General features: G+C 43.1%; 18 protein-coding genes. 10 read left to right on the forward strand and 8 right to left on the reverse strand.

The window, feature by feature from the left end:
• Position 1: 1 nt before the first annotated feature.
• Together fabV and tesA are read right to left on the reverse strand one after the other, a co-directional pair.
• Positions 2-1,201, reverse strand: a complete 1,200-nt coding sequence (gene fabV / locus ACWPOD_RS03425) for an enoyl-ACP reductase FabV (protein ID WP_258657068.1) — start codon at positions 1,199-1,201, stop codon at positions 2-4.
• A gap of 82 nt (positions 1,202-1,283) precedes the next feature.
• Complete coding sequence (tesA, locus tag ACWPOD_RS03430) at positions 1,284-1,886, reverse strand: multifunctional acyl-CoA thioesterase I/protease I/lysophospholipase L1 (RefSeq protein WP_005395483.1); 603 nt, start codon at positions 1,884-1,886, stop codon at positions 1,284-1,286.
• On the opposite strand from tesA, the gene ACWPOD_RS03435 reads away from it, so the two are divergent.
• From ACWPOD_RS03435 to ACWPOD_RS03445, 3 genes are all read left to right on the forward strand, one after another.
• Positions 1,885-2,577 (forward strand): ABC transporter ATP-binding protein, encoded by a 693-nt coding sequence (locus ACWPOD_RS03435; RefSeq protein WP_005395482.1) that lies wholly within the window; start codon positions 1,885-1,887, stop codon positions 2,575-2,577. The two genes, tesA and ACWPOD_RS03435, sit on opposite strands and share 2 nt — an antisense overlap.
• Positions 2,577-5,033: an ABC transporter permease gene (locus ACWPOD_RS03440; protein WP_258657067.1), complete on the forward strand. Its 2,457-nt coding sequence runs from the start codon at positions 2,577-2,579 to the stop codon at positions 5,031-5,033. The genes ACWPOD_RS03435 and ACWPOD_RS03440 overlap by 1 nt, the downstream gene beginning before the upstream one ends.
• Positions 5,034-5,386: 353 nt before the next feature.
• The gene (locus ACWPOD_RS03445) at positions 5,387-6,826 is read left to right on the forward strand and encodes an FAD-dependent oxidoreductase (protein ID WP_152814685.1); all 1,440 of its coding nucleotides are present in this window, start codon (positions 5,387-5,389) and stop codon (positions 6,824-6,826) included.
• Between the two features lie 27 nt (positions 6,827-6,853).
• Here the strand turns inward: ACWPOD_RS03445 and ACWPOD_RS03450 are convergent, their stop codons facing one another.
• Genes ACWPOD_RS03450 through ACWPOD_RS03460 form a run of 3 tightly spaced genes read right to left on the reverse strand, consistent with a single transcriptional unit; the run spans position 6,854 to position 9,224 of the window.
• Positions 6,854-7,789 carry a 5-oxoprolinase subunit C family protein gene (locus ACWPOD_RS03450; RefSeq protein ID WP_046876110.1) on the reverse strand — a complete coding sequence of 312 codons (936 nt, stop codon included), beginning with the start codon at positions 7,787-7,789 and terminating at the stop codon, positions 6,854-6,856.
• Positions 7,786-8,469: a 5-oxoprolinase subunit B family protein gene (locus tag ACWPOD_RS03455; protein WP_046876111.1), complete on the reverse strand. Its 684-nt coding sequence runs from the start codon at positions 8,467-8,469 to the stop codon at positions 7,786-7,788. The genes ACWPOD_RS03450 and ACWPOD_RS03455 overlap by 4 nt, the downstream gene beginning before the upstream one ends.
• A complete protein-coding gene (locus ACWPOD_RS03460) occupies positions 8,469-9,224 on the reverse strand; it encodes a 5-oxoprolinase subunit PxpA (RefSeq protein ID WP_167427495.1) in 756 nt (251 codons plus the stop codon). Before ACWPOD_RS03460 ends, ACWPOD_RS03455 begins: the two co-directional genes overlap by 1 nt.
• A gap of 319 nt (positions 9,225-9,543) precedes the next feature.
• Here ACWPOD_RS03460 and ACWPOD_RS03465 point away from each other — a divergent pair, with 319 nt between their 5' ends.
• Both ACWPOD_RS03465 and galE read left to right on the forward strand, forming a co-directional pair.
• Positions 9,544-11,502: a diguanylate cyclase domain-containing protein gene (locus tag ACWPOD_RS03465; RefSeq protein ID WP_167427496.1), complete on the forward strand. Its 1,959-nt coding sequence runs from the start codon at positions 9,544-9,546 to the stop codon at positions 11,500-11,502.
• A 54-nt stretch (positions 11,503-11,556) separates the two neighbouring features.
• Positions 11,557-12,573: a UDP-glucose 4-epimerase GalE gene (gene galE, locus ACWPOD_RS03470; RefSeq protein ID WP_053808414.1), complete on the forward strand. Its 1,017-nt coding sequence runs from the start codon at positions 11,557-11,559 to the stop codon at positions 12,571-12,573.
• Between the two features lie 336 nt (positions 12,574-12,909).
• Here the strand turns inward: galE and ACWPOD_RS03475 are convergent, their stop codons facing one another.
• Positions 12,910-14,991 carry a TonB-dependent hemoglobin/transferrin/lactoferrin family receptor gene (locus ACWPOD_RS03475; protein ID WP_167427497.1) on the reverse strand — a complete coding sequence of 694 codons (2,082 nt, stop codon included), beginning with the start codon at positions 14,989-14,991 and terminating at the stop codon, positions 12,910-12,912.
• Positions 14,992-15,223: 232 nt separating this feature from the next.
• Between ACWPOD_RS03475 and ACWPOD_RS03480 the strand changes: the two genes are divergently transcribed.
• A complete protein-coding gene (locus ACWPOD_RS03480; RefSeq protein WP_005395465.1) occupies positions 15,224-16,111 on the forward strand; it encodes a LysR family transcriptional regulator in 888 nt (295 codons plus the stop codon).
• Positions 16,112-16,187: 76 nt separating this feature from the next.
• Here the strand turns inward: ACWPOD_RS03480 and ACWPOD_RS03485 are convergent, their stop codons facing one another.
• Positions 16,188-18,821, reverse strand: a complete 2,634-nt coding sequence (locus ACWPOD_RS03485; RefSeq protein ID WP_167427498.1) for a bifunctional acetate--CoA ligase family protein/GNAT family N-acetyltransferase — start codon at positions 18,819-18,821, stop codon at positions 16,188-16,190.
• Positions 18,822-19,057: 236 nt separating this feature from the next.
• On the opposite strand from ACWPOD_RS03485, the gene ACWPOD_RS03490 reads away from it, so the two are divergent.
• The 4 genes from ACWPOD_RS03490 (at position 19,058) to yciH (ending at position 21,594) form a co-directional block, all read left to right on the forward strand.
• Positions 19,058-19,627 carry an SPOR domain-containing protein gene (locus ACWPOD_RS03490; protein ID WP_005390018.1) on the forward strand — a complete coding sequence of 190 codons (570 nt, stop codon included), beginning with the start codon at positions 19,058-19,060 and terminating at the stop codon, positions 19,625-19,627.
• A 149-nt stretch (positions 19,628-19,776) separates the two neighbouring features.
• Positions 19,777-20,766, forward strand: a complete 990-nt coding sequence (locus ACWPOD_RS03495; protein WP_012842287.1) for a D-alanine--D-alanine ligase — start codon at positions 19,777-19,779, stop codon at positions 20,764-20,766.
• Between the two features lie 128 nt (positions 20,767-20,894).
• Positions 20,895-21,281: a DUF3319 domain-containing protein gene (locus tag ACWPOD_RS03500; protein ID WP_005395460.1), complete on the forward strand. Its 387-nt coding sequence runs from the start codon at positions 20,895-20,897 to the stop codon at positions 21,279-21,281.
• Between the two features lies 1 nt (position 21,282).
• Positions 21,283-21,594, forward strand: coding sequence for a stress response translation initiation inhibitor YciH (gene yciH, locus ACWPOD_RS03505; protein WP_167427499.1), 312 nt, complete (start codon positions 21,283-21,285; stop codon positions 21,592-21,594).
• A 261-nt stretch (positions 21,595-21,855) separates the two neighbouring features.
• On the opposite strand, the gene ACWPOD_RS03510 is transcribed toward yciH, so the two are convergent.
• A complete protein-coding gene (locus ACWPOD_RS03510) occupies positions 21,856-22,116 on the reverse strand; it encodes a hypothetical protein (RefSeq protein WP_456231566.1) in 261 nt (86 codons plus the stop codon).
• Between the last annotated feature and the right edge of the window lie 308 nt (positions 22,117-22,424).

Below are 22,424 nucleotides of genomic sequence, written 5' to 3' on the forward strand. Positions count from 1 at the left end.
ATTAAGGTTTAAGCGATTTTAGCGACTCAATAGAAATGTCTTGCGAATAGTCGACGTCTTCAAAGTTAAAGCCATTTAGCTTCATAAACTCATCTTTAAAGCCTTGGTAATCACCAACCTCTTTAAAGTTATTCGCGTTCATTTGCTCTAAAAGAGCATGGACTTCTTGTTGTACTTGCGGGTCAAGCTCTAATTCGTCTATTCGGATTAAGCGTTCGCCGTCAACAGGCACTTTATCTTGATCGTACAATTTAGTCGTAAACAGTCGCTGCATTTGTTCAATACAACGTTCGTGAGTACCTTTTTCCTTCATCACTCGATACAGTGCTAAAAGGTAGGGACTTAGCGCAGGAATGAACACACTGGCTTTCGTCACCAACGCCTTACACACTGTTGCGTAAGCACCGCCGTCAAAGTTGGCAAGTTTTAGATTCAACGAGTGACTTGTTTGGTGTAAGTCGATTTTCGCTCGACCTAACGTACCATCGAGATAGATAGGGTGCGTAACGTCTGGTCCCATGTAAGAAAACGCGATGGTTTTGCAGCCTTGTGCAATCGAGTCATTATTAATCAGTGTATCAATCCAGCTTTCCCAGTCTTCACCGCCCATCACTTTGATAGTGGCTTCGGCCTCTTGCTCTGTTGCTGGAGTTAAAGTGGTTTCTACCCACTGATCGTTCTCCAGCATAATTGAAGCGCCAGTGACAGGCTCACCAATAGGCTTAATGACGCTGCGCCAAAACTCATCAGACTCTGGTTTAGGTCGAACACCCGTCGCTAAGCTATAGATGACTAAATCAACTTCACCTTCAAAGTACGTTTCAATGGCTTCAATCACTTGATTGCGGACAGAGTCAGAGAATGCGTCACCAACAATATTGATGGCGGTACGCCCCGCATGATTTGCTTCTTGTTTAAAAAAGATGTTGTTATACCAACCCGCACTTCCAACGCCTTTGTCTGAAGGCCCGCGCTCGAAGGAGACACCAATGGTATCAGCTTTAGCACCTCCGAAGGTGAGGGCAATACGAGCCGCTAACCCGAAACCAGAGGAAGCACCAATAATCAAAACCCGTTTTGGACCGCTTTTGATCTGCGGGGCGTGTTTTACGTATTCAATTTGCTCTTTAATGGATGCATGACACCCGTATGGGTGAGCAGAGCGAGCAACAACACCTTGAATTAAAGGGTCTATTCGCATGTTGTTATCTATCCTCGATGAGTGGAATTGAAAATAGATTAACGTAAAGTTAAGTAAAACTTATTGAGCTAGACCATTAAAATTAGAGATGTTTAATTAATTCTTGAGCAACAAAGTCAGCAATCCAAGGCTGTGCATCAGGCTTTGGGTGAAGGCCATCATCCATCATCCACTCGGGTTTGATGACCACATGCTCCAAGAAGAATGGCATCAAGGTAACTTGTTGATGTTGTGCAAGCTTAGGGTAGATATCGTAAAACATATCGCTATAGCGCTTACCATAATTAGGTGGCACTCGAATTTGCATCATGACAACGTCCGCACCTGAATCTTTTATCATGGTAATCATTTTTGAGAGATTCGACGTAATAAGTTTAGGAGGGAAACCTCTTAGGCCATCGTTGGCACCTAACTCGATGAGCACCATATCAGGGCTGTGTTGGGTTAGCAGCTGTGGTAATCGAGCTAAGCCGTTGCCTGTGGTATCGCCAGAAATGCTGGCATTAATAACTGTTACATCTTGACCATGTTCTGACAACGCATCAGGGAGTAAGCTAGGCCAACTCTTTTCGATCGGCATCTGATAGCCCGCGCTCAGGCTATCACCTAAGACAAGTAGCTTTTCGCTCGCATGTGCAGTAGCGGAAAAACAAAAAAATAGAACTAAGGAAAGTATACGAATCATGCAAACACCTGTACTTAATGCACCTATTGTTCAAGCCAATTTGGTTTCTAAACAAGTCTCTACTAATCAAGAGCAATTAACAATCCTCAAAGATGTAAATGTTGACATCAGGAAAGGAGAAAAAATCGCCATCGTCGGTACTTCCGGTGCGGGTAAGTCAACGTTGATGACGTTGTTAGCTGGCCTTGATACACCAACATCAGGTGAAATTACCTTGTTAGGTCATGAGTTATCAAAACTTGACGATGAAGCTCGCGCAAAAATTCGAGCTGACTCTCTAGGTTTTGTTTTCCAAAGTTTCTTATTAATCCCGAGCTTGAGTGCATTACGCAATGTCACGCTTCCTTGTCTTTTACGTGGTGAAGCCGAAGATGAAGCAAGAGCAGCCGAATTATTAACCGCTGTTGGATTGGAAAAACGTGTCGATCATCTTCCAAGTCAATTATCTGGTGGTGAACAACAACGTGTCGCGCTAGCACGTGCCTTTATGACACAGCCTGAACTGTTGTTCGCAGACGAGCCTACCGGCAATCTTGACCATCAAACCGCAGACAAAGTGATTGAGCTTTTATTCGATCTTAATGAGCAGCATGGAACAACGCTGATATTAGTTACACACGATGGTCATCTAGCAAGTCGATGTGACCGTATTTATCGTATGGAGGCGGGTGAGCTTAAGGAGGAGGTGTAATGTCTGCAGTATCATCAAGCGAAGCAACATCGACAGAAAGAAGCAGTACAATAAAACACTCGTCAAACAAAAGCCTAATACGTTGGAGTTTCGGCGAAATAAGACAGGGGAACCTTTGGCCTATTAGCGTTGCTCTTATTCTTGTGATTGCGAGCATCTTTGCGCTTTCTGCATTAGCGGAGCGAATGGAGCAGGTGATCGTCAAACAGGGGAAGGATGCATTGACAGCGGATGCGGTGTTTGTGTCTGCTAATCCTATACCTGACACGTTGTTATCCTCGACTGAAAACCTAGAGCGTTCGACGATGACACGATTTGCCACGATGGCATTTAGCGACAATGGTATGCAGTTGATTTCCGTAAGGGCAGTGGACGACAATTACCCTTTAATGGGAGAATTGGTACTAGACAACAACCCATCCGGTAGCGTTAAAGAGAACCAACTCTGGCTTGATGAGCGGATTATGGCTCAACTAGACGTCAAGTCGGGTGACAGCGTCACTATAGGCGATGCCGATTTTACGGTTTCAGGTGCAGTGCTGATGGAACCTGGGTTAAGCTTTAACCCATTTCAACAAATGCCTTCTGCATACATTCATCAAAAAGACGTTGAGAAAACAGGAGCGATTCAAGTCGGGAGTCGAGTTCAATACCGTCTGTTTCTACAAGCCGATGATAAAACGCTAAAAGGCCTGCAAGAAGATACTGTTCTTTCTCCTAGTGATCGCTGGCGCACGCAAGATACTGCCAGTCGTAGCAATGAGGTCTTTGAACGAACGACGCAGTATTTGTCTCTAACGGTTGCGATTGTCATCATTATGGCAGCGACAACATTGGTTCTTACTTGCCAAAACTATGTGAATAGTCGAACACAAACCATTGCGATGCTAAAAAGCCTTGGCGCAAGTCGACGATGGATTGAAAAATGGCTGTTTATTCAAGTCACAATCCTGCTCATTAGCGCCAGTGTCGTTGGGTTATTGTTGGGGAGTGGGCTGGAGTACTTATTGCGCATTCCACTCAAAGACTTATTACCCGAGCCTCTACCTAGTTACGGTGTCACCCCATATCTAGTGTCGTTTATCTCAGCGGTCCTGATCACCGTTCCTGCCCTTGGCATACCATTGTTAGGCTTGATTAAAACTCCAGCCTTAGAAGTGCTACAGCAGGGCAAAGCACAACGTTCTTGGAAGCGAATGTTGCTCGTTCTAGTCCCCGTTGTTCCATTACTTTTGCTTTATGCTGATAATACCTTAGTTTGGATTGTTCTTATTGGTATTGCAGTACTTTTTGTTGTGCTTGCTGCAGTGAGCGTCGCACTCACAAAATTGTTTGCGCGTATTTCAACACAACCTGCCATGAAGCTTGCGTTGAGTCGTATCAACCGCACGCCAGTAACCAGTGGCCTGCAGTTTGGTGCTTTGGCGTTGTCTTTGATGCTGCTATCTATTATCTGGCTTGTGCGCAGCGATATTCTCGCGGATTGGGAGAGAACCTTGCCTGCAGACGCGCCAAATGTCTTCGCATTAAATATTGGTGATTACGAACTCGATAGCTACCTAGAAACCTTAGATAAAAATGGGGTTACACGGTCACAAGCTTATCCAATTATTCGTGGTCGATTGACAGAGATTAATGGTCAAAACGTCAAAGAGATTGAATACGAAGGAGAAGGCTCTGACGCAATACGTCGTGAATTGAACCTTACGTGGGGAGACAGCCTGCCAGAGTATAATGATGTGCTTGCGGGTGAATGGACAAATAAGGGGAGTGTCTCCGTAGAAGCCGATGTAGCAAATGACTTGGACATCGAACTTGGTGACAAACTGCGCTTTGTTATTAATAGCCAGAACTACGATGCGGTAGTAGATACCATTCGTTATGTTGAATGGCGTGATATGAAGCCTAACTTTTACTTTATTTTCTCATCCGACGTTATGGCTAATCTACCGGGTTCTTACCTCATCAGTTATAGAATTGATGAAGGGAACGAAGCACTATTAACGTCTATGTCTCGATCTCACCCAACGGTATCTGTTTTAGACATTCGTACCATGGGCGAAAAAATCCAGGATTTGATTCAACAAATCGTATCGGCAATCACTATTCTTGCTCTTTTAGGCGTGGTTGCGGGATTGCTACTTATCTTCACGCTATTGAGATTAAGCTTATCCCAACGTCAGCAGGAGATTCGTTTGTATCGCACATTAGGCTCAAGTAAAAAACGGATCAATACGACTCTGTGGGCCGAATACGGCATTATGGCGTTGATAGCTAGCGGTGTTGCGGTATTCGCTGCGGAAGTTTGTGTGGCCGCGGTAATGACATATGGCTTCGATCTGAACGCACAAATTCACCCCGAATTGTGGATAGCTTTACCACTGGCAACATTTGTTACGTTGGCACTTGTCGTAATGAGTTTGTTGAAAAGATTGTTAACGCCAGTAAACACTTAATCACTGCAAATGTTATTAAATGTGGAACACTCCATGACACTTTTATTTTAGTTATCCACAAAAACAGTGGATAACTTTTGGGATAACTAAATGGGGTAAAAAGTGGGGTGTTTCTGCAGGCTTTGCGCCATGGGTCTTACAGTGAAATTGTTATTCACATAGGTATAAAAAAGTGTCTTCCTAACCATGTCGTCAAGTACTTTTTTTGCAATTTTTTTCTACTTTAACGCACCATAAAGGCGCAGTTGGATATTTCGCAAACCCATGAACTTTTTGTGATTTTAATCAAGCCCAAACACGAGTAGAATCCACCGTTAGTAAAGAATTTTCCTTATAAAATTTTTAGTGAAGCAATGAAGTCTGAGTTTCCAAATTACAAAGATAAGCACATCGCTGTTGTTGGTGGCGGTGTCGCAGGTGCAACAGCAGCAATTCATTTTGCGGAGCTGGGTTTTAAAGTTTCCGTAATAGAGAAGGGCGTATCACTGGTAAATGGTCCGCCCATTTGCCATTTACATGCAGGTGGCAACTTATATCGAGAGATTTCTGAGCAACAATGTTTAGATTTGTTAGCACAATCCATTGATACCGTTCGCCTATATCCGCTTTCACTGAATATTCGCCCGACGATCATTGCAGTTCCTTATTCTGATGGTGGAGACCCATCCGCACTTATTCCTCGACTAGAGGTGGTGAAAAATGCGTATAAAACGCTCGTTGATAAAGATCAAAGCAACAAAGTGCTTGGTGAACCAAGTGAATACTACAAATTGTATTCAAAAGAGGATCTAGAAGCACTCGCACAACGCACTCAACCAAGTCACCCTGCAACCTTTGATGAGTGGTGTATTCCTTTTGCTCAACATGCTGATCTAGAAGCGCTAAAGTACCCAGTTGTGGCGGTTCAGGAATATGGCTGGAGTGTTTTTCGCCTTGCCGCAATTGCCAACTTAACGTTGAACGCTCTGCCAAACGCCTCAGTATGCACACAAGCAACGCTCAAACAAGCGGACTGGATGGGTAATCACTGGCAACTTGGTTACGAACGAGATGGCATTGATTATCTTATGACATGTGACTACTTGGTCAATGCATGTGGTTTTGAAACAGGATCCATTGACAATACCATCGGTGCCAAGCGTGATAGGTTAGTTGAGTTTAAAGCCGCTTACGTAACCAAGTGGGCAGACTGTCAACAACTGTGGCCAGAAGTTATTTTCCATGGACCGCGTGGAACTGATAAAGGAATGGCTCAACTGACCCCCTATGGTAATGGTTATTTTCAGCTTCACGGCATGACGAAAGGAATTACGCTATTTGAAGATGGCTTAGTTGAGAGTACGCCGTCTTCTGCTCAGCCTGAACTGCCAGTACCTTTACTCTCAAAGATACGTAACGGTTGGCGAGAAGAAGTCTTAGAAGAACGAACCAATAATGCTATTAAACACATGGCGCAGTTCATTCCCGACTATCATTCTGCTATCAAAGGGGGAAAAGCCCTGTTTGGTGCCCAGCAAATTCCTGGAACGGATCCGGTACTCAGGGCAGCCGATGTGACCTTTGAAGACAACCATTACGCACGAATAGAAGTGGTAAAAGCGTCATCAACACTACTCGCAGCGCAAAAAATGCTTCAGTTCTGGTTTGATATCGAACCTAACCAAAACGTGGAATCACAACATCCAGTCGCTGTGCATTGGTCTGAGCAAGAAATTGAGCAGTACGCGATTAAACTCACGCAAGAGCGAGACTATCCGCAAGCGTTAGCAGAGCGTTATGGGATGCCGGCATAATAGTTACGTATGGGCTCAGAGGTTGTATTAATATCCAAAAAACTGAGCCCATTGGCACCATACTTCTTGCAAGCCTTGTCTATCTCCTTTCACAAAATTCACTTTTTGCCCGGGTTTCGCCTGTGCCAGCCTTGGCAGGTCAATACGTGCTACACAGCCAAACTTAGGATAGCCACCGATGGTTTGATGATCGTTGAGCAACACAATGGGATTACCATCGTTAGGAACTTGAATCGATCCTAGCGCAATTCCTTCCGACAGTACGCCTTCGTAGGGCGGTTTGATTTTGTTTCCCTCAAGACGATAGCCCATACGATTTGAATCAGGGGATATGGTGAATGCGTTGCTATAAAAGGCTTGGCGAGCGTCTTCATCAAAGTCCTCATTTTGATAGCCTTCAATCACTCTCAGCTTGATAGGTAAGTTGTAATCCGGCTTAAAGCGAAACGTCATCAGCCTTGGTTTGTGTTTCGGTAAGTTATGAGGAAAAAAGGGAAGAATATCGCCTGCTTTTAAAGCGCCACCATTTGAGTCATAACCACCAAGAGATTCTCTCGTGACGGTAGAGGCACTTCCTAAGTGCTGAGCAATATCGAACCCACCTTTAACCGCAAGATAGGATCGAAGTCCATTTTTTGCGACTCCGAACTGCAGCTTCTGCCCCTTCTTCAATGTAAAGTCAGACCAATTTGAGATAGGCTCACCATCTACTTTTGCATTCAAATCACCACCACATATTGCAAGATGGCAGTTATGTAGTGCGACAAAGCAAGCGTTACCCAAAGTAATTTCAATCGCAGCACAATTGACTACGTTACCAAGTAAATGGTTTGCCCAACTGTAGGCGTAATCATCTACGGGGCCACCTTGAGTCACGCCAATATGCGCTAAGCCAAAACGGCCAAAGTCTTGAATCAAAGAAAGTGGCCCTGACTTTTCCACCAGCAATCCAGCGTAACTCATAGAACACCTCCTAACTCGATAAACTTTTGTTTGGAAATGGCATTAAACGTGACCTTGTCACCTACTTCAAACGGTATAAAAGGTGGCGTATCAGAGAAAAGGGGAAGCGGGCTTCTACCGATAATGTTCCATCCGCCAGGACTATCTGATGGATAGACGGCCGTTTTAGAGTCTGCGATTCCCACGCTTCCGGCTGGTACTCGCGTTCTTGGTGTAGCTAACCTTGGCATATGTAATTGAGTATCGACATCGGAGAGGAATGCAAAACCTGGAGCAAAACCAATCGCTGAAACCGCATACTCGGCCTGAGTATGTAAAGAAATGAGCGCGTCTAATGATAGTCCACGATCTTGAAAGCGGGGCAAATCTAGCGCGGTTTCTTCGGAGTAGTATACGGGAATAGTGATGTGGTTAGGTTGAACAAGGCTGAGCGATTGAGTATCAAACTGACGGATCATTTGATGCAGTTTATGCACTAAATCTTTTTCATTGATTCGAAAAGGCAAGTAATCAATCAGGATGGTCTGATAGGAGGGGACTACGTTCATAATGATTGACGCTAGAGTGTCTTTGATGTTTCGAGCAAGTTCTCCGACCGCATTTTCAGAGATATTCTCGTCAAACTTAATGAAAATACTGCACTCAGAGATCAAAGAGATACTAAATTTCTCTTTATGCATTAATTTCCTCCCGCGTATAGGCTTTGACGGATCTTTTGGATCAGCGCGATCGACTCTTCATTGTCACCATGAACACAAATCGTATCGGCTTCCAGTAAAATGTAGCCGCCAGAAGCGGTTTTGACACGCCCAGAGTCTGCTAACGTACGGACTTGCTCAAGTATCGCATGCTCATTCTTTAACACGGCATTAGGCTGTGTCCTAGGTGTAAGTAATCCGTCATCTTGATACAAACGGTCTGCAAATGCTTCAAACAGCAAGGGAACGTCATAATCATCTGCGATTTCTAAGTATTTTTCGTTTTCCTGTGACGCTAAAATCATTAACGGTACTTTGAACAAAGCTGCCGCCTTTACGACTGCTCTAAGTATCGCATCACTTTTCATCATGTCGTTGTATAACGCGCCATGAGGCTTTATATAGCTGATATCTGTGTATTGAGCCCGACAAAGTGCCTGTAAAGCGCCTACTTGGTATATAACCATGTTAGTAATTTCATCACCCGTCATGTTTATACTGCGCCTGCCGAAGCCTTGGAGGTCGGCGTAGCCCGGGTGTGCTCCAATATCAACATCGTTGTCGTTGGCGAGAGTGATAGTGTCGTGCATGACATTAGGATCGGAAGCATGAAAACCGCACGCGATGTTTGCCATATCAACATGAGGCATAACATCTTCGTCTGCCCCCATAATCCAAGAGCCAAAGCTCTCACCCATGTCACAGTTCAATGTAAGTTGCTGTTTATTCAATGTCATACGTTTTATTTCTACACAAGCAATGGGTTCACGATGCAGGAAAATGCATCTAGGTTCAGTGACTCACTTCATTCTTCTATCATGAAAGCGAGGTTTATGATCTGATGGCTGACGAAAAAGATCACTTTAGTCCATAAAGATGTTGCCGTTATTTGAGTTGATCCGAATTTTAAGGTATTTCGTTCCTTTTCCATCCAATTATTGAGAGTTTAAGGTTATTTTGCATTGGCATCGTGTTAATCTTGTCGCCCTTAATGGGTAATAGATTGCATAACAACGCTTCTGTCATTTTTAGTGGTTGTCTGCGACAGGAATACATATGTCATTACGAGCAAAGCTTATTTGGCCAATTTTGGTCTTTATAACGGCTATCTTTGTTATCTCAAAAGGTTATACCTCGTATACTGCATACCAATCGTCTAAGCATGAGTTGGTCGAACAAACGAGAAAGTTGATTAACAATGTTTCTTTCTCAATTAAAGATGCGCTAACGACAAAGAACAAGCAAAAAGCTCAAACTACTCTCATCAACTTTTTAAACCAGCCGAATGTTACGCGGGTTAAACTTTACGACCAAGATGATCAGCCTTTCGTTGTTCTTGAAGGAAGTGGGGTATCAGCTCCCGTCCCTAATCAAACTGAAAGAAGCAAGTTACACGCGCTAGGTTATGCCTTATCAGCCAAATTTCTTTATGTTCTAGAGCCAATTATTCACGATGGTCGTGTCATTGGCAGTATGAGGGTTACGCTTTCCCATCGTCCAATCATAGAAGCCCAACAATCTTTACTTCGAGATGGTGCTGTACTTCTTCTGTTGCTGTTCGCTGGTGGCACTATCTTTTACATAAGTATCGATAGGCTTGTTCTCAAACCTGTTATAGAGCTGAGACATACGATAGAGAGCGTGACACACGGACAAAATACGGATACTCAAGTTCGCTATTACTCCAAGGATGAAATTGGAGAACTCGCACATTCCTTCAATCAAATGATGAACAAGTTAACAACACGCGAGAAACAGCGGCAACACTCATTAGAAATGTTAGAACAAAAGCGGGCGTTTTCAGAAGAAGTCATTGAATCTGTTCAACACGCATTAGTTATTACCGACAACTTCGGGCGTGTTATTTACTGTAATACTGCGACTCGGCAGATATTTCAAAAAAAGTCAGAGGAACTTGAGCATGCCAATATCCGTGATCTAATTAAAACGAAAACACCGAATGAGCTGAGCCAAATCCTAAGTAGGGGGCTAGAATGCGATGACATTCACCTCAAAAATGCAGACAAAGAACAGCAGTTGAGTTTAACCAGTCGTCGTTTGTCCACACATGGACACTTATTGTTTTCGATTCAAGATATCACCGAAATTGAAGAGGCCATGAGCAGGCAGCGTGTTGCGGGGCGTGTTTTTGAGAGCAGCCAAGATGGCCTCATCGTTCTTAATCATCGAGGTGTTATCACAATGGCTAACCCTGCGGTCACTAAGTTAGTTGGACTAGAGATGGATCAGCTTATTGGGAGGTCATTTATCCAAACACTTAAGTGGCGCAAGTTGCAGGAAATGATGCCTAGCATCATTGAATCGATAGAAAACTACGGGGTATGGCAAGGGGAAGTTATTGAACAGAACCATCTTGGCCAGTTTGTGCCGATGTTTGCAAGGGTTAATCGTATCGTTAAGTGTGAAGACAATGGGTTCTACGACCTAGTCATTGTTCTTACCGATCTTTCTGGTGCAAAAGAGATGGAACGACTTGAGTACTTAGCTCATCACGATGCACTAACGGGGTTAGCGAATCGCTCCAAGTTCCATTTAGAGTTGGAAGAATTAGTACAACGGTCGGGATACTTACGTGACGAATTTGCGGTGCTTTACCTCGATCTCGATGGTTTTAAAGAGGTTAATGATACCTATGGCCATGACGCAGGTGATGAAGTTCTGAAAAAAGTAGCCGAGCGTCTAACATCTGCGACTCGACATAGTGATTTAATCGCAAGACTTTCGGGTGATGAATTTGTCATGTTGGTTAATCCTGCCAACCAAAAAGTCGTCACCCGAATTGCAGAACAACTGCTCGAAAGCGTATGCACACCAATCGAGTACAAAGGTAACTCGCTCAAGGTTGGCGTTAGCATCGGCGTAAAATTGGTCGGTGTTAATGAGCGAGATGCCACTCGAGTGTTAAAAAGTGCAGATACTGCAATGTATCAAGCTAAAAAAGCCGGAAAAGGCCAAGCAATATTAATGGGATGCGAATTGCAGGAGACAGTTTAAATCGTAACGTCAAAGCTTTAAACTAAACCCATTCGCGTCAGAAGGAATGATAAAATGAAAGTACTTGTTACGGGTGGTATGGGCTATATTGGTAGCCATACATGTATTCAAATGATCGAAGCTGGTATGACGCCAGTGATTCTAGATAACCTGTACAACAGTAAGTCTACGGTCTTAGATCGCATTGAAAAGGTATGTGGCGTAAAGCCAACCTTCATTCAAGCCGATATCAGAGATAAATCGACAATGGTAGAGGTTCTAAAATCGCACGATATCGAAGCGGTTATCCATTTTGCAGGTTTAAAGGCCGTCGGTGAGTCCGTAGCAAAACCCCTAGAGTATTATGACAACAATGTGAATGGCACTTTGGTATTGGTTGATGCAATGCGCGAAGCTGGAGTTAAATCGTTGGTATTTAGCTCCTCAGCAACTGTCTATGGCGATCCTGCATCTGTTCCAATCACAGAAGACTTTCCAACTAGCGCAACTAACCCTTATGGACGCAGTAAATTAATGGTGGAAGAATGTTTAACGGACTTCCAAAAAGCGAATCCAGATTGGAGCATCACACTTCTTCGTTACTTTAACCCTGTAGGTTCACATCCAACTGGTGAGTTAGGTGAAGATCCTCAAGGTATTCCAAATAACCTAATGCCGTTTGTTTCTCAAGTTGCAGTGGGCCGCCGAGAGTTCCTCTCTGTATTCGGTAGCGACTACCCAACGAAAGATGGCACCGGCGTGCGTGACTACATTCATGTGATGGACTTATCCGATGGTCACGTCGCTGCTTTGGAAAAAGTAGGCAACAAAGCTGGCCTTCATGTCTATAACCTTGGCACTGGCAATGGCTACAGTGTGCTTGAAATGGTGAAAGCATTTGAAGCCGCAAGTGGTAAAGATGTTCCATACCAACTTGTTGAACGTCGTCCAGGCGATATTGCGGAGTGTTGGGCTGATCCATCAAAAGCAATGAATGAGTTAGGTTGGAAAGCGTCTCGCACTCTAGAAGAAATGACTGGTGATACATGGCGTTGGCAATCTAACAACCCTCAAGGTTACCCAGACGTCTAATTTTGATTTACACAATAATAACAAAAAGACGCATAATTGCGTCTTTTTTGATCCAAATCGGAAAAAATCGTAAATTACTGGTTAAAAGGTAGCAAGTCTATATAGAGCTGTTAAACTATGTCCGACTCTTAATTTGGGTTATAAATTTTCTCATAGCTATTGGGGTAGTTCATGGAACTCGGTCTGATCATCACTTTTATCATTGCAGCAGCAGTAATGGTGAAAAAAGAGATGGCAAAACAGTAAACTTTCATTTTTCATACTTTTCTTTACATTTTTGAAATGAAAGCCATAAAAAAAGCCAGCATTAAGCTGGCTTTTGTGTTTTCGGAGGCTTTAGAACTCGTATTTAGCTGTAATTGACCAGTTCCGCCCAGCTTGAGTCAGATCTTTGTTTTCTGTCTGAAGGTCACGCACATCATTCCAATTGTAGTACTCTTCATCTGTCACGTTGAACAGACCTGCTCGCAACGTAAGGTCTTTAATAGGTTTGTAGTACGCGGTGACATCTACGACCGTAGCTGCGGAGATAGGCAATACTTTATCGTCATTTATGTCGCTTTTATCTTTAGAAGCGGTGTAGTTAATGGTTAACTTGGTTCCCCAGTTTTGTTCTGAATCGTAATTTAAACCAGCAACAAGGTTCCAAGGGTTAACACTGTTTAGTGGATTATTGTTTCCATCTTCACCTTCCGTATATGCCGCTGCTACACGAGAGCTAAAGCCTTCGATTGGCATGAACTTGTTCCACGAAAGTTGGTTTGAAAACTCAATACCTTTAATTGTCGCTTTGCCAATATTTACGTACTGCAGAATCGCAGGGTCAGTCACTGGTGTCCAAGTGCCAGAGACGGTTTTACTCTCGATGAAGTTGTCGTAATCGCTGTAGAAAACTGACACTTCACTGCTAGAAATGTCATTATTATGTCGCCAACCAAATTCGTACGAAATGCTGTCTTCTGCTTTTAAATCAGGATTTGGCTTAAAAATGTAGCCATGCATTGGGTTGCCGAAGGAGTAGTACAACTCTTGGAAATCTGGAGCACGGAAACCTTGGCTGATTTGCGCGAATAAACGATGTTGTTCATTAAGCTTATAAACAGAACCTAAGCGGCCTGTAAATGCAGAATCAGAAAACTTTTTGTAGTCGCTAGCCGCGTTACCACTTGGGTTGCTGCTTGTGTCACCTGGATCGGTTTCAAATGCATCCCACCGTACGCCTGGGGTAATCGTAAAGTTACCTACCGTAATTTCGTCTTGTAAAAAGAGCCCGTAACGACGCTCGCTCGCAGAAGGGATATAGAAAATTTCTTTGTTTGCGCTTGCACTGTTGTACTCTTTGTTGACGTTCTTAATGTCTTTATCACTAAAGGATGCACCGTACACAAAGTAATGCTCTGTACTACCAAGCATGAGATATTTGTCGAACTGAGAATCAAACTGGTAACCTTCATCCTCGTATATGTAGTCTTTACGTTGGTTATTCTGACCTTTAACACGATCAGTAATGCCGTTTTCTTCTTTGCTAAGCCAATCTAGTTGCCAGGTAAGGGAGTCCGCTACGGCCGTTTGCATCTCCCAGATATGTTTTATACCAACTTGATATTGTTCTGTTACATCCTCACTTGTTGCATTAGTATAACCGTTGTAAGACTGCTTTCCGTTGCCTTTGTTGCGAATATAATTCCCATTGAACTCAATACGATGTGCATCATTGAGTTGGTACTGAAGTTTAACCAGTAAGTTGTTCGCTTCTGTATCTGCATCTGCTAGATCTCCAAAGTTATCCAGTTCATTGCCGTCACGACGCGTATAAGCAAGTAAAGATTCCAAATCACCAATTTTGTGCGCTAATGCCACAGATTCACTGAATGTATTGTCTTCGGAAGAGTAGTTGAACTTCGCATGGCCACCAAAGTTACGACCCTTAAGGAAATCAGCCGGATCTTTAGTTTCAAATGCAACAATGCCACCAATTGCGTCAGAACCATGTAGAGACGATGCTGCACCTTTTACAATTTCAACCGCTTTTATTAGGTCGGTATCCACGTTAACGCGAGCAGAGTTAATGAACGTATTCCCTGATTCGAACTGGTTACCTTGAGATACGCCGTCCACAAGAACTTTAATTCGATTGCCTTCGATACCACGGATATTGATACTCTGGACACCTTGGCGAGAGTTTGTCTTAACCGTGACTCCTGGCGTGTACTCAAAGAGGTCATCTAAGCCAGTGACCATGCTTTCTTCGATGTTCTTATCAGTAACGACCGCAACAGAAGCAGCAGTGTCTTCGATTTGGCTATTAGTACGAGTCGCAGTCACGACCACTTCATTGAAGGTTGAATGATCTTCAGCGTAGGCACCTTGGGATAGTGCAATCAGAATAGAGGCTGACAAAATTGTTTTTTTATACATTGGCTTCAATACCTTAGATCCATAATAGGTAACAACAAACGGGATATTAATGGATCTAAATAATAATTACTATCATTACCATTGTCATTTGTAGTTTTATCTTGAGTAGAACTCTTAGGTTATGAGCATTTCTAGTCTTTAGTTATCAGTGTGTTATATTGTTTAACGTTAGTTCTTGGTAAGATCATCCAAATACAATCAATGTGACAAAAGTCACATTAAGAGAGGCCATGTGCAGAGTCCAATTACGTTAGAAGCGCTCCATATTCTGGATGCCATTGACCGAAGAGGGAGTTTTGCAGCTGCTGCGAATGAGTTAGATAGAGCCCCGTCATCACTGAGTTATCAGATCCAGAAACTCGAGCAAGACTTAGACATCATTATCTTCGATCGCTCTGGTCACAAAGCCCATTTTACTGAAGCAGGAAAGCTCATCCTTGAAAGAGGACGAGCCATTTTACAAGCCAGTGAAAAGTTAGTGAATGATGCAACGTTATTGGCGAATGGCTGGGAACTGGATATTACCATTGCCTTTGATGGCATTATTCCTATATCCAATTTCTTCCCTATGGTTGATGCATTGGCTGAAGTAAGCTCAACACGAGTCAGACTGCAAGAAGAGATCTTGGCTGGTAGCTGGGAATCGCTGAATACAGGTAGAGCGGATTTACTGATTTGCCCATCACTGGATACACTTCCTCAAGAAGTCAAATCAGAAAAAATTGGTAAAATGAGCATGTTTTGGGTAGCGGCTGCTGATCACTATGTTCACAAGCGTAGTGGTAAGTTTGATGAGGCGGCGCGAGAAAAGTACCGAATCATTGCCATTGCAGACACTGCACGTGAACAACCTGCGCTCTCAATTAATATCATTCAAAAACAGCCTCGCTTGACCGTCACCAACTTTACGGCAAAAGTAGATGCGCTCACTGCAGGTTTAGGCATTGGTACGTTACCAAGCCAAATTGCACAACCTTTGATTGATAGTGGCGTATTGAAGCGAATCGAAGGTACAGAAGAGCAGCCGATGGATATTATCTTAGCATGGCGCCGAAATACCATGGGTGAGGCGAAATCCTGGTGTATTCAATACTTGAAAAAGAATTGGAAACTAAAGTAACAACGTAACTTTTACTTCTTAGGTTCCCATTGCTTATCGAATCTAAGAAGTAAAGTTATCGCTAATGCTTTATTTTTCAATTTAAAGGGAGCACCATATCTGCCGTACCATCGGCAAACTGAACATCGACTTCAAATCCCAGATTTTGAGCTAACATCAACATCCCTCTGTTTGTAGGCATGGTCATTCCAGACATTTGCTTTGTGCCTTTAATCTTGCAATAGCTGATAATTTTCTGCATCAGCACTTTACCTAAGCCTTTTCCTTTCAAATCTGAACGAACCAAAATAGCAAACTCAGCATCACTATTATCTGGGGTAATCAATGCGCGGGCTACGCCTATGATAGACGGTCCGTCGGTATTAAACGCTACCGCAACAAACGCCATTTCGCGGTCATAGTCGATTTGAGTGAAGTTTGCCAAAGCCTCATGGTTGAACTCACCAACCTCAGAAAAGAAACGCTTATAGAGATCTTCTTTCGATACGCTATTAATGAATTGAGCATGCAGCGGCTCATCTTCAGGCAGGATAGGGCGAAGCAGGATAGGTTGGCCATCTCGAAGCGTTACAGTTTCGACAAACTCTGCCGGGAAAGGGCGAATCGCCAGACGTTTTTGCGCATCTCCCTCGTATTTACACAGTGTGATGTCCGCATCGAGGATAGTTAAATCGCTTCCCGACACTAATACTGGATGTATATCCAGTCTTTGTATTTCTGGCAACTCAACCGCCATTTGGGAGATACGAACTAAGAATTTCGACAACTCACTAATATCGAGCGCATCTTTGTGTTTCTGCAGGCGAATCTTTCCAGACTTTAAAGCAACAACGACAAGGTAGCGTGCAAGCGTCATGTTCAAAGGAGGAAGTGCAGCGACGGCATCTTGGGCGATATTCCACTCCGAGCCGCCTTGACCAAGCAAGATCACAGGTCCAAAGACCTTATCTACTGCAATACTAATCCGTAGCTCTTCAGCGCTGCCGAGCTTTGCCATACCTTGTACCAACAGACCGTGTACATTGGCAGAAGGGTAACTGAGCTTTACGGTATCTAGAATGGATAGCGCTGCGTTGGAAACTTCTCGACTGTTTCTTAAATTCAGGGCGACACCGTGTACATCCGATTTATGAGGAATGTCTGGAGATCGCAACTTAACCGCAACAGGGTATCCGATATTTTCTGCCATATGCACGGCTTCAATTTCGTCAGATGCAATCCATGTTGGCAGAACATTAAACCCGAACAGCTTAAATAATGGGCTGGTTTGATGCGTATCCAAGGTGACTGTATTTTTATCCAGTAGTCGTTCATTTACCCATTCTTTTGCAGAACTCACACTTCCAGAGTGCAATGGCTCAGCCGTCGTTGGCGTTTCCATTAATTGCTTCTGGTTTCGTCGATACTCAACCAAGTGCATGTATGCAACGACCGCACTTTCCGGCGTTCGATAGGTTGGAATGCCAGCTTGAGTAAATGCCAGTCGTGCCTCTCTCGACGTTTGTTCACCTGACCAGTTGGTCAAGATATTAAAATGCTTATGCCGAGGGTGAGCCTTGATCGCCTCAATAACAGCTTGAGCAGTTTCAAGAGGGTCGGAAACCGCAGAAGGACTATGCATTATCAAGATCGCATCTGCACAGTCGTTATTCATCAGTGCGTTAATGGTATCAATGTAGCGTTTTTTTGTTGCGTCACCAGACAGATCAATCGGATTTCGAGTGCGCCAGTTGGACGGGAGTACTGTTTGTAATTGTTCAATGGCAGCGTCATCAAGTGTTGCGAGCTGGCCACCACGTTCAATCAAAGTATCAACGGACATAACTGCAGGGCCGCCGCCATTGGTGATGATCGCTAAACGCTCCCCACGAAGTGGCACAGAATGCGTGAGTGTTTCTACCGCAGCAAAGAGCTCATGCGTATTGCTGACTCGTAACATACCAGTTCGACGGATGGCAGAATCGTAAATTACATCAAGCGTATCACCATCTTGCTGTTCGAAAGTATTCATCTCTTTAGAGCGACCCGCTTTTAATACCAATATACGGCGGTTACGTGAAGCAGCTCGCGCAGCAGACATAAATCGTCGAGCATCCTGGATGTTATCCACATAAAGCAGAATAGCTTCCGTATTCCCATCCATACTTAAGTAATCAAGCAAATCTGCAAAATCGATATCCTGTCCGCGTCCAATCGAAATGAACGAAGAAAAGCCAATATTCTTATCATTTGCCCAGTCTAACACTGTGGTACAAACCGCCGCAGATTGTGAGATGAACGCAATTTTTCCGGGCTTAGCCGCAACAGGAGAAAACGTGCAGTTAAATTTGTGCCAAGGCAAGATAATACCTAAGCTGTTCGGTCCTAAAACTCGAATATTCAATGATGAAATATTTAAAGGCTGAGCGTCATCAGAGATAACAATCGCAAACGGCGTGCCTCTCTCATCTAACTCTTTAAGCAGTTGCTCGTTGCGTGAAACGTTCGTACATAAAATCGCAATATCTGGCGTATAGGGTAGGGAAGCCACATCCGGGTAGGCTATAACTCCGGATACCGCTTTGTATCGCGGCGTTACTGGCATAATCGCGCCACCAAATCCACTTTGTAGAAGGTTACGCATAACGACATGCCCTGCTCGCAATGCTTTTTGAGATGCACCAATAACGGCCACAGAGTTGGGTTTAAAGAGTTTATGTAGTTTATTCATGCTGACTCCTAGCCGTTTGCAAGTAACGTTTGCCTATCGGTTTCATATCAATCATAAACGAATAATTTATTGATAAAACGCCTTCAGACCAGACATTGCATAAAATGTGGGCGATGCTTATGGAGTTTGTGTTATTCATCACATCAAAATCACAGATTATTGTATTTGATGCTTGATAAACGGCCCTGCTATCGGCATGATTTATCGTAATATTTATCCAGAGCATTTGTTACTTCATGAAAAAAATCGCAATCATCGGCTTGTCAGTCCTGCTTTCTGCTTGTGCATCTGAAACTTACATCACAGACGTAACTTCTGAAAGTTATCGAGAGGACTACAAATCAGATCGTATCTCTAAGCCAATTATGGCGTCTGAAAACGCTGTAGTAGAAAAAGACGTACAACCAACTGTTGTGAAAATGACGGCAAAGCCTGAAGAGAAAAAAGTAGTCAAGCTAACGCCAAAAGAGCAGGCGAAGCCAGTTAAGATCGTACCACCGAGTAAAAAGCAAGCAGGTATTCAACGATTCGGCTATACCATTCAAGTCGCGGCTGTGGGTAGCCAAGCGAAAGTCGATCAGTTTGCAAATAAGCTGCCACAGAACGGTCAGCCAATTTGGGAAAACTACAAAGTCGTCAACGGTACTAAGTGGTTCTCAGTTTTATACGGAGACTACGCAACAAGCGCGGAAGCCAAGCAAGCGATTTCGACTTTGCCTGCTCAATTTCAGCAGTTAAGACCATTTGTTAAAAGCATTGACGCCATTAAAAACTCAGCTTATCCGACGCTTAACAAATTAAACTAACACATCAAATAAGGGAGCGAATAGCTCCCTTATTTATTTGTTCAAATCCTACTCGAACAAAATTCCTCACACTAAAATTACTGTACGTCACACTTCAAAGGTTTATCATAATAAATAGTATCTTTTGTAGGTCACGGAAAGATTGATTCATGATTAAAAATATTCTTCTACTATGCGGCGGCGGCTCTTCTGAGCACGAGATTTCATTATTGTCTGCAAACTTTGTCGAACAACAATTAAATCTTATTGAAGACGTTCACGTTACACGCGTAGAAATTAAAAACGAAGGTTGGATGACCAACCAAGGTGAGTTGGTTTACTTGGATCTCAATACCAAGCAGTTGTGCTCAAGTGAATCCAATCAAACCATCGATTTCATTGTGCCTTGTATACATGGTTTTCCAGGCGAGACAGGTGATATTCAATCTCTGTTTGAAATCGCAGGCATTCCTTACCTGGGTTGCGGGCCAGAAGCAAGTAGCAATAGCTTCAATAAAATCACATCTAAGCTTTGGTACGACGCTATCGGCATTCCCAATACGCCATACTTATTCTTAACGCGCAACGATGAAGAAGCTCATACTCAAGCTCATAAAGCATTTGAAAAATGGGGAAAAGTCTTTGTCAAAGCCGCTCGTCAAGGGTCATCTGTTGGATGTTACAGCGTCACAGAAAAAGATAAACTTTCCAATGCAGTAAATGATGCGTTTGGGTTTTCTGACCAAGTGTTGGTTGAAAAATCAGTAAAACCACGAGAGCTTGAAGTTGCTGCATATGAGATGAATGGCCAGCTGCACATAACGAAGCCAGGCGAGGTTATTGCACCTGACGGTGCTTTTTACTCGTACGATGAAAAGTACAGCAGTTCAAGTCACTCGCTCACCGAAGTTGAAGCGAAGAATCTAACCCAAGCGCAATTAGATGCAATTCAGCACGCATCTGAGAGGGTATTTAAGCAAATGAATCTTCGCCATTTGTCTCGTATCGACTTTTTCTTAACGGAAGATGATGAGATTTACTTAAACGAAGTAAACACATTCCCAGGTATGACTCCGATCTCGATGTTCCCTAAAATGCTTCAAAATAACGGGCACAAATTCCATGAGTTCTTGGAAGATTGTATAAACAGTGCCAAGTGATTAACGTTATCGAGGCGCGTTTTATGATAGAAATTGTTTTCTAGAGCAAGGTTTATTCAAGCCGTATTTGAATATTGCTCAGTAGCAATTATGATTATATCAACGCATTAAACAGATGACTCAGTGGTATGGCGATTTCAAACTATAGAGGTTTTAACCTGCAGTCAGGCGGACCAGATGGCAGTATTTGGAAGGTTAAAATCAAAAACCACGTCTTACAAGGTAGTTTGACGGCGGTAAAGAAAAGCATTGATTGGTGGTGCGATACAGCATCAATTATTGATCCCAAAGAGTTTGCTGCGCTTGGACAAAGAGCGCAGCAAGTTGGTGGTGCAAAATCAGAAGTCTTTAACGGTTATACTATTCAAAATGATACAGGTCAGCCCAACTCTTGGTACTGTATGTTTAATGGTAAACTGATTAAGGGTAGTAAAACTGCTATTCAACGTCATATCGAAGCTTATTTAGTTGCAAAGCAAAAAGCGATGCAAGCTCAACAACAAAAGAAACAATAGAATGACTCTGGTATATTCAACAGAAACCGGTCGAATTAAGCCGGAAGAAGAGAAAACATCTCGCCCCAAAGGCGACGGTATTGTACGAATTCAGCGCCAAACGAAAGGACGTAAAGGTAAAGGTGTATGCATCGTTACAGGTTTAGACTTGGATGATGCACCTTTAAAATTATTAGCTGCAGAACTCAAAAAAGTCTGCGGCTGTGGTGGCTCGGTAAAAGATGGCAATATCGAAATTCAAGGTGATGCTAGAGACAAGATCAAAACGCATCTTGAAAAGAAAGGCATGACAGTCAAATTAGCCGGTGGCTAATTTGCATTCAGGAAAACTCAGAATGGTGTCTAAAAATAGACGCCATTTTTTATTTTAGTAAGTAATACGCTAATTGAAGAACAAGCAATCGCAGATTGATAGATCGATATTAGCTATTTTATGGTAAATAGTCATTATGTTTAATGGTTATGATGGAGACCTTAAATTTCAAATCCACAGGGGAATAGGAGTGCTCATTGGCGACATTTGGCGTACGAGCACATCTAATTTAACATAATATACATAATACGCACTTTAGAGTTAGAAGATTAGCAGTGGCGATGTCAGCTTAGTTACACCGAATTTGGCTTTTGCGGCCTTGCAAGCTTCATCGGCTGTATTGTATGGGCCATGAACTTCGATTTCACCGCAGCGGCCACTTGATAAGAACCAGTCATCAACTTTAAAACCGTTTAGCAGATTAAGTTCCTGCACTGTATCTTGGGTTACGTTCGACACTATACGCGTTTGTTCTGTATCTAGCTCATTCAAGTAGACGAACAGTTGGATTGGATATTCCATTATTTCTCTGCAACTTTCTGAGTTAACAAGATCTTTTGCTGGCGTTCTTGAAGTTCTGATACTAACTCTGCTGGTCATGAGCTAGTGTTTAAGTTATATCAGATAAGCAACCTAACGATTGCTTAAAGCCTTTGTCTTCAAATCTAATTATATCCTTTCGATAACTTATGTTTTAAGTTATCGAAAGGACGAGAAAATTCAATGTTCTCACTTATGGCCACATATTGTTCATCCCAAAAGTGTAAGTATTACATTAGCTTTACAGGAACAAGGCATCCATTAGATGTAAACTCTCTACTTTTCAATCT

The sequence above is a fragment of the Vibrio sp. JZG120 genome, from assembly GCF_053890955.1.

Coding starts and splice junctions, on each gene's coding strand:
- fabV (WP_258657068.1), bottom strand. CDS start 1,201: ATGCGAATAGACCCTTTAATTCAAGGTGTTGTTGCTCGCTCTGCTCAC.
- ACWPOD_RS03435 (WP_005395482.1), top strand. CDS start 1,885: ATGCAAACACCTGTACTTAATGCACCTATTGTTCAAGCCAATTTGGTT.
- tesA (WP_005395483.1), bottom strand. CDS start 1,886: ATGATTCGTATACTTTCCTTAGTTCTATTTTTTTGTTTTTCCGCTACT.
- ACWPOD_RS03440 (WP_258657067.1), top strand. CDS start 2,577: ATGTCTGCAGTATCATCAAGCGAAGCAACATCGACAGAAAGAAGCAGT.
- ACWPOD_RS03445 (WP_152814685.1), top strand. CDS start 5,387: ATGAAGTCTGAGTTTCCAAATTACAAAGATAAGCACATCGCTGTTGTT.
- ACWPOD_RS03450 (WP_046876110.1), bottom strand. CDS start 7,789: ATGAGTTACGCTGGATTGCTGGTGGAAAAGTCAGGGCCACTTTCTTTG.
- ACWPOD_RS03455 (WP_046876111.1), bottom strand. CDS start 8,469: ATGCATAAAGAGAAATTTAGTATCTCTTTGATCTCTGAGTGCAGTATT.
- ACWPOD_RS03460 (WP_167427495.1), bottom strand. CDS start 9,224: ATGACATTGAATAAACAGCAACTTACATTGAACTGTGACATGGGTGAG.
- ACWPOD_RS03465 (WP_167427496.1), top strand. CDS start 9,544: ATGTCATTACGAGCAAAGCTTATTTGGCCAATTTTGGTCTTTATAACG.
- galE (WP_053808414.1), top strand. CDS start 11,557: ATGAAAGTACTTGTTACGGGTGGTATGGGCTATATTGGTAGCCATACA.
- ACWPOD_RS03475 (WP_167427497.1), bottom strand. CDS start 14,991: ATGTATAAAAAAACAATTTTGTCAGCCTCTATTCTGATTGCACTATCC.
- ACWPOD_RS03485 (WP_167427498.1), bottom strand. CDS start 18,821: ATGAATAAACTACATAAACTCTTTAAACCCAACTCTGTGGCCGTTATT.
- ACWPOD_RS03490 (WP_005390018.1), top strand. CDS start 19,058: ATGAAAAAAATCGCAATCATCGGCTTGTCAGTCCTGCTTTCTGCTTGT.
- ACWPOD_RS03495 (WP_012842287.1), top strand. CDS start 19,777: ATGATTAAAAATATTCTTCTACTATGCGGCGGCGGCTCTTCTGAGCAC.
- ACWPOD_RS03500 (WP_005395460.1), top strand. CDS start 20,895: ATGGCGATTTCAAACTATAGAGGTTTTAACCTGCAGTCAGGCGGACCA.
- yciH (WP_167427499.1), top strand. CDS start 21,283: ATGACTCTGGTATATTCAACAGAAACCGGTCGAATTAAGCCGGAAGAA.
- ACWPOD_RS03510 (WP_456231566.1), bottom strand. CDS start 22,116: ATGGAATATCCAATCCAACTGTTCGTCTACTTGAATGAGCTAGATACA.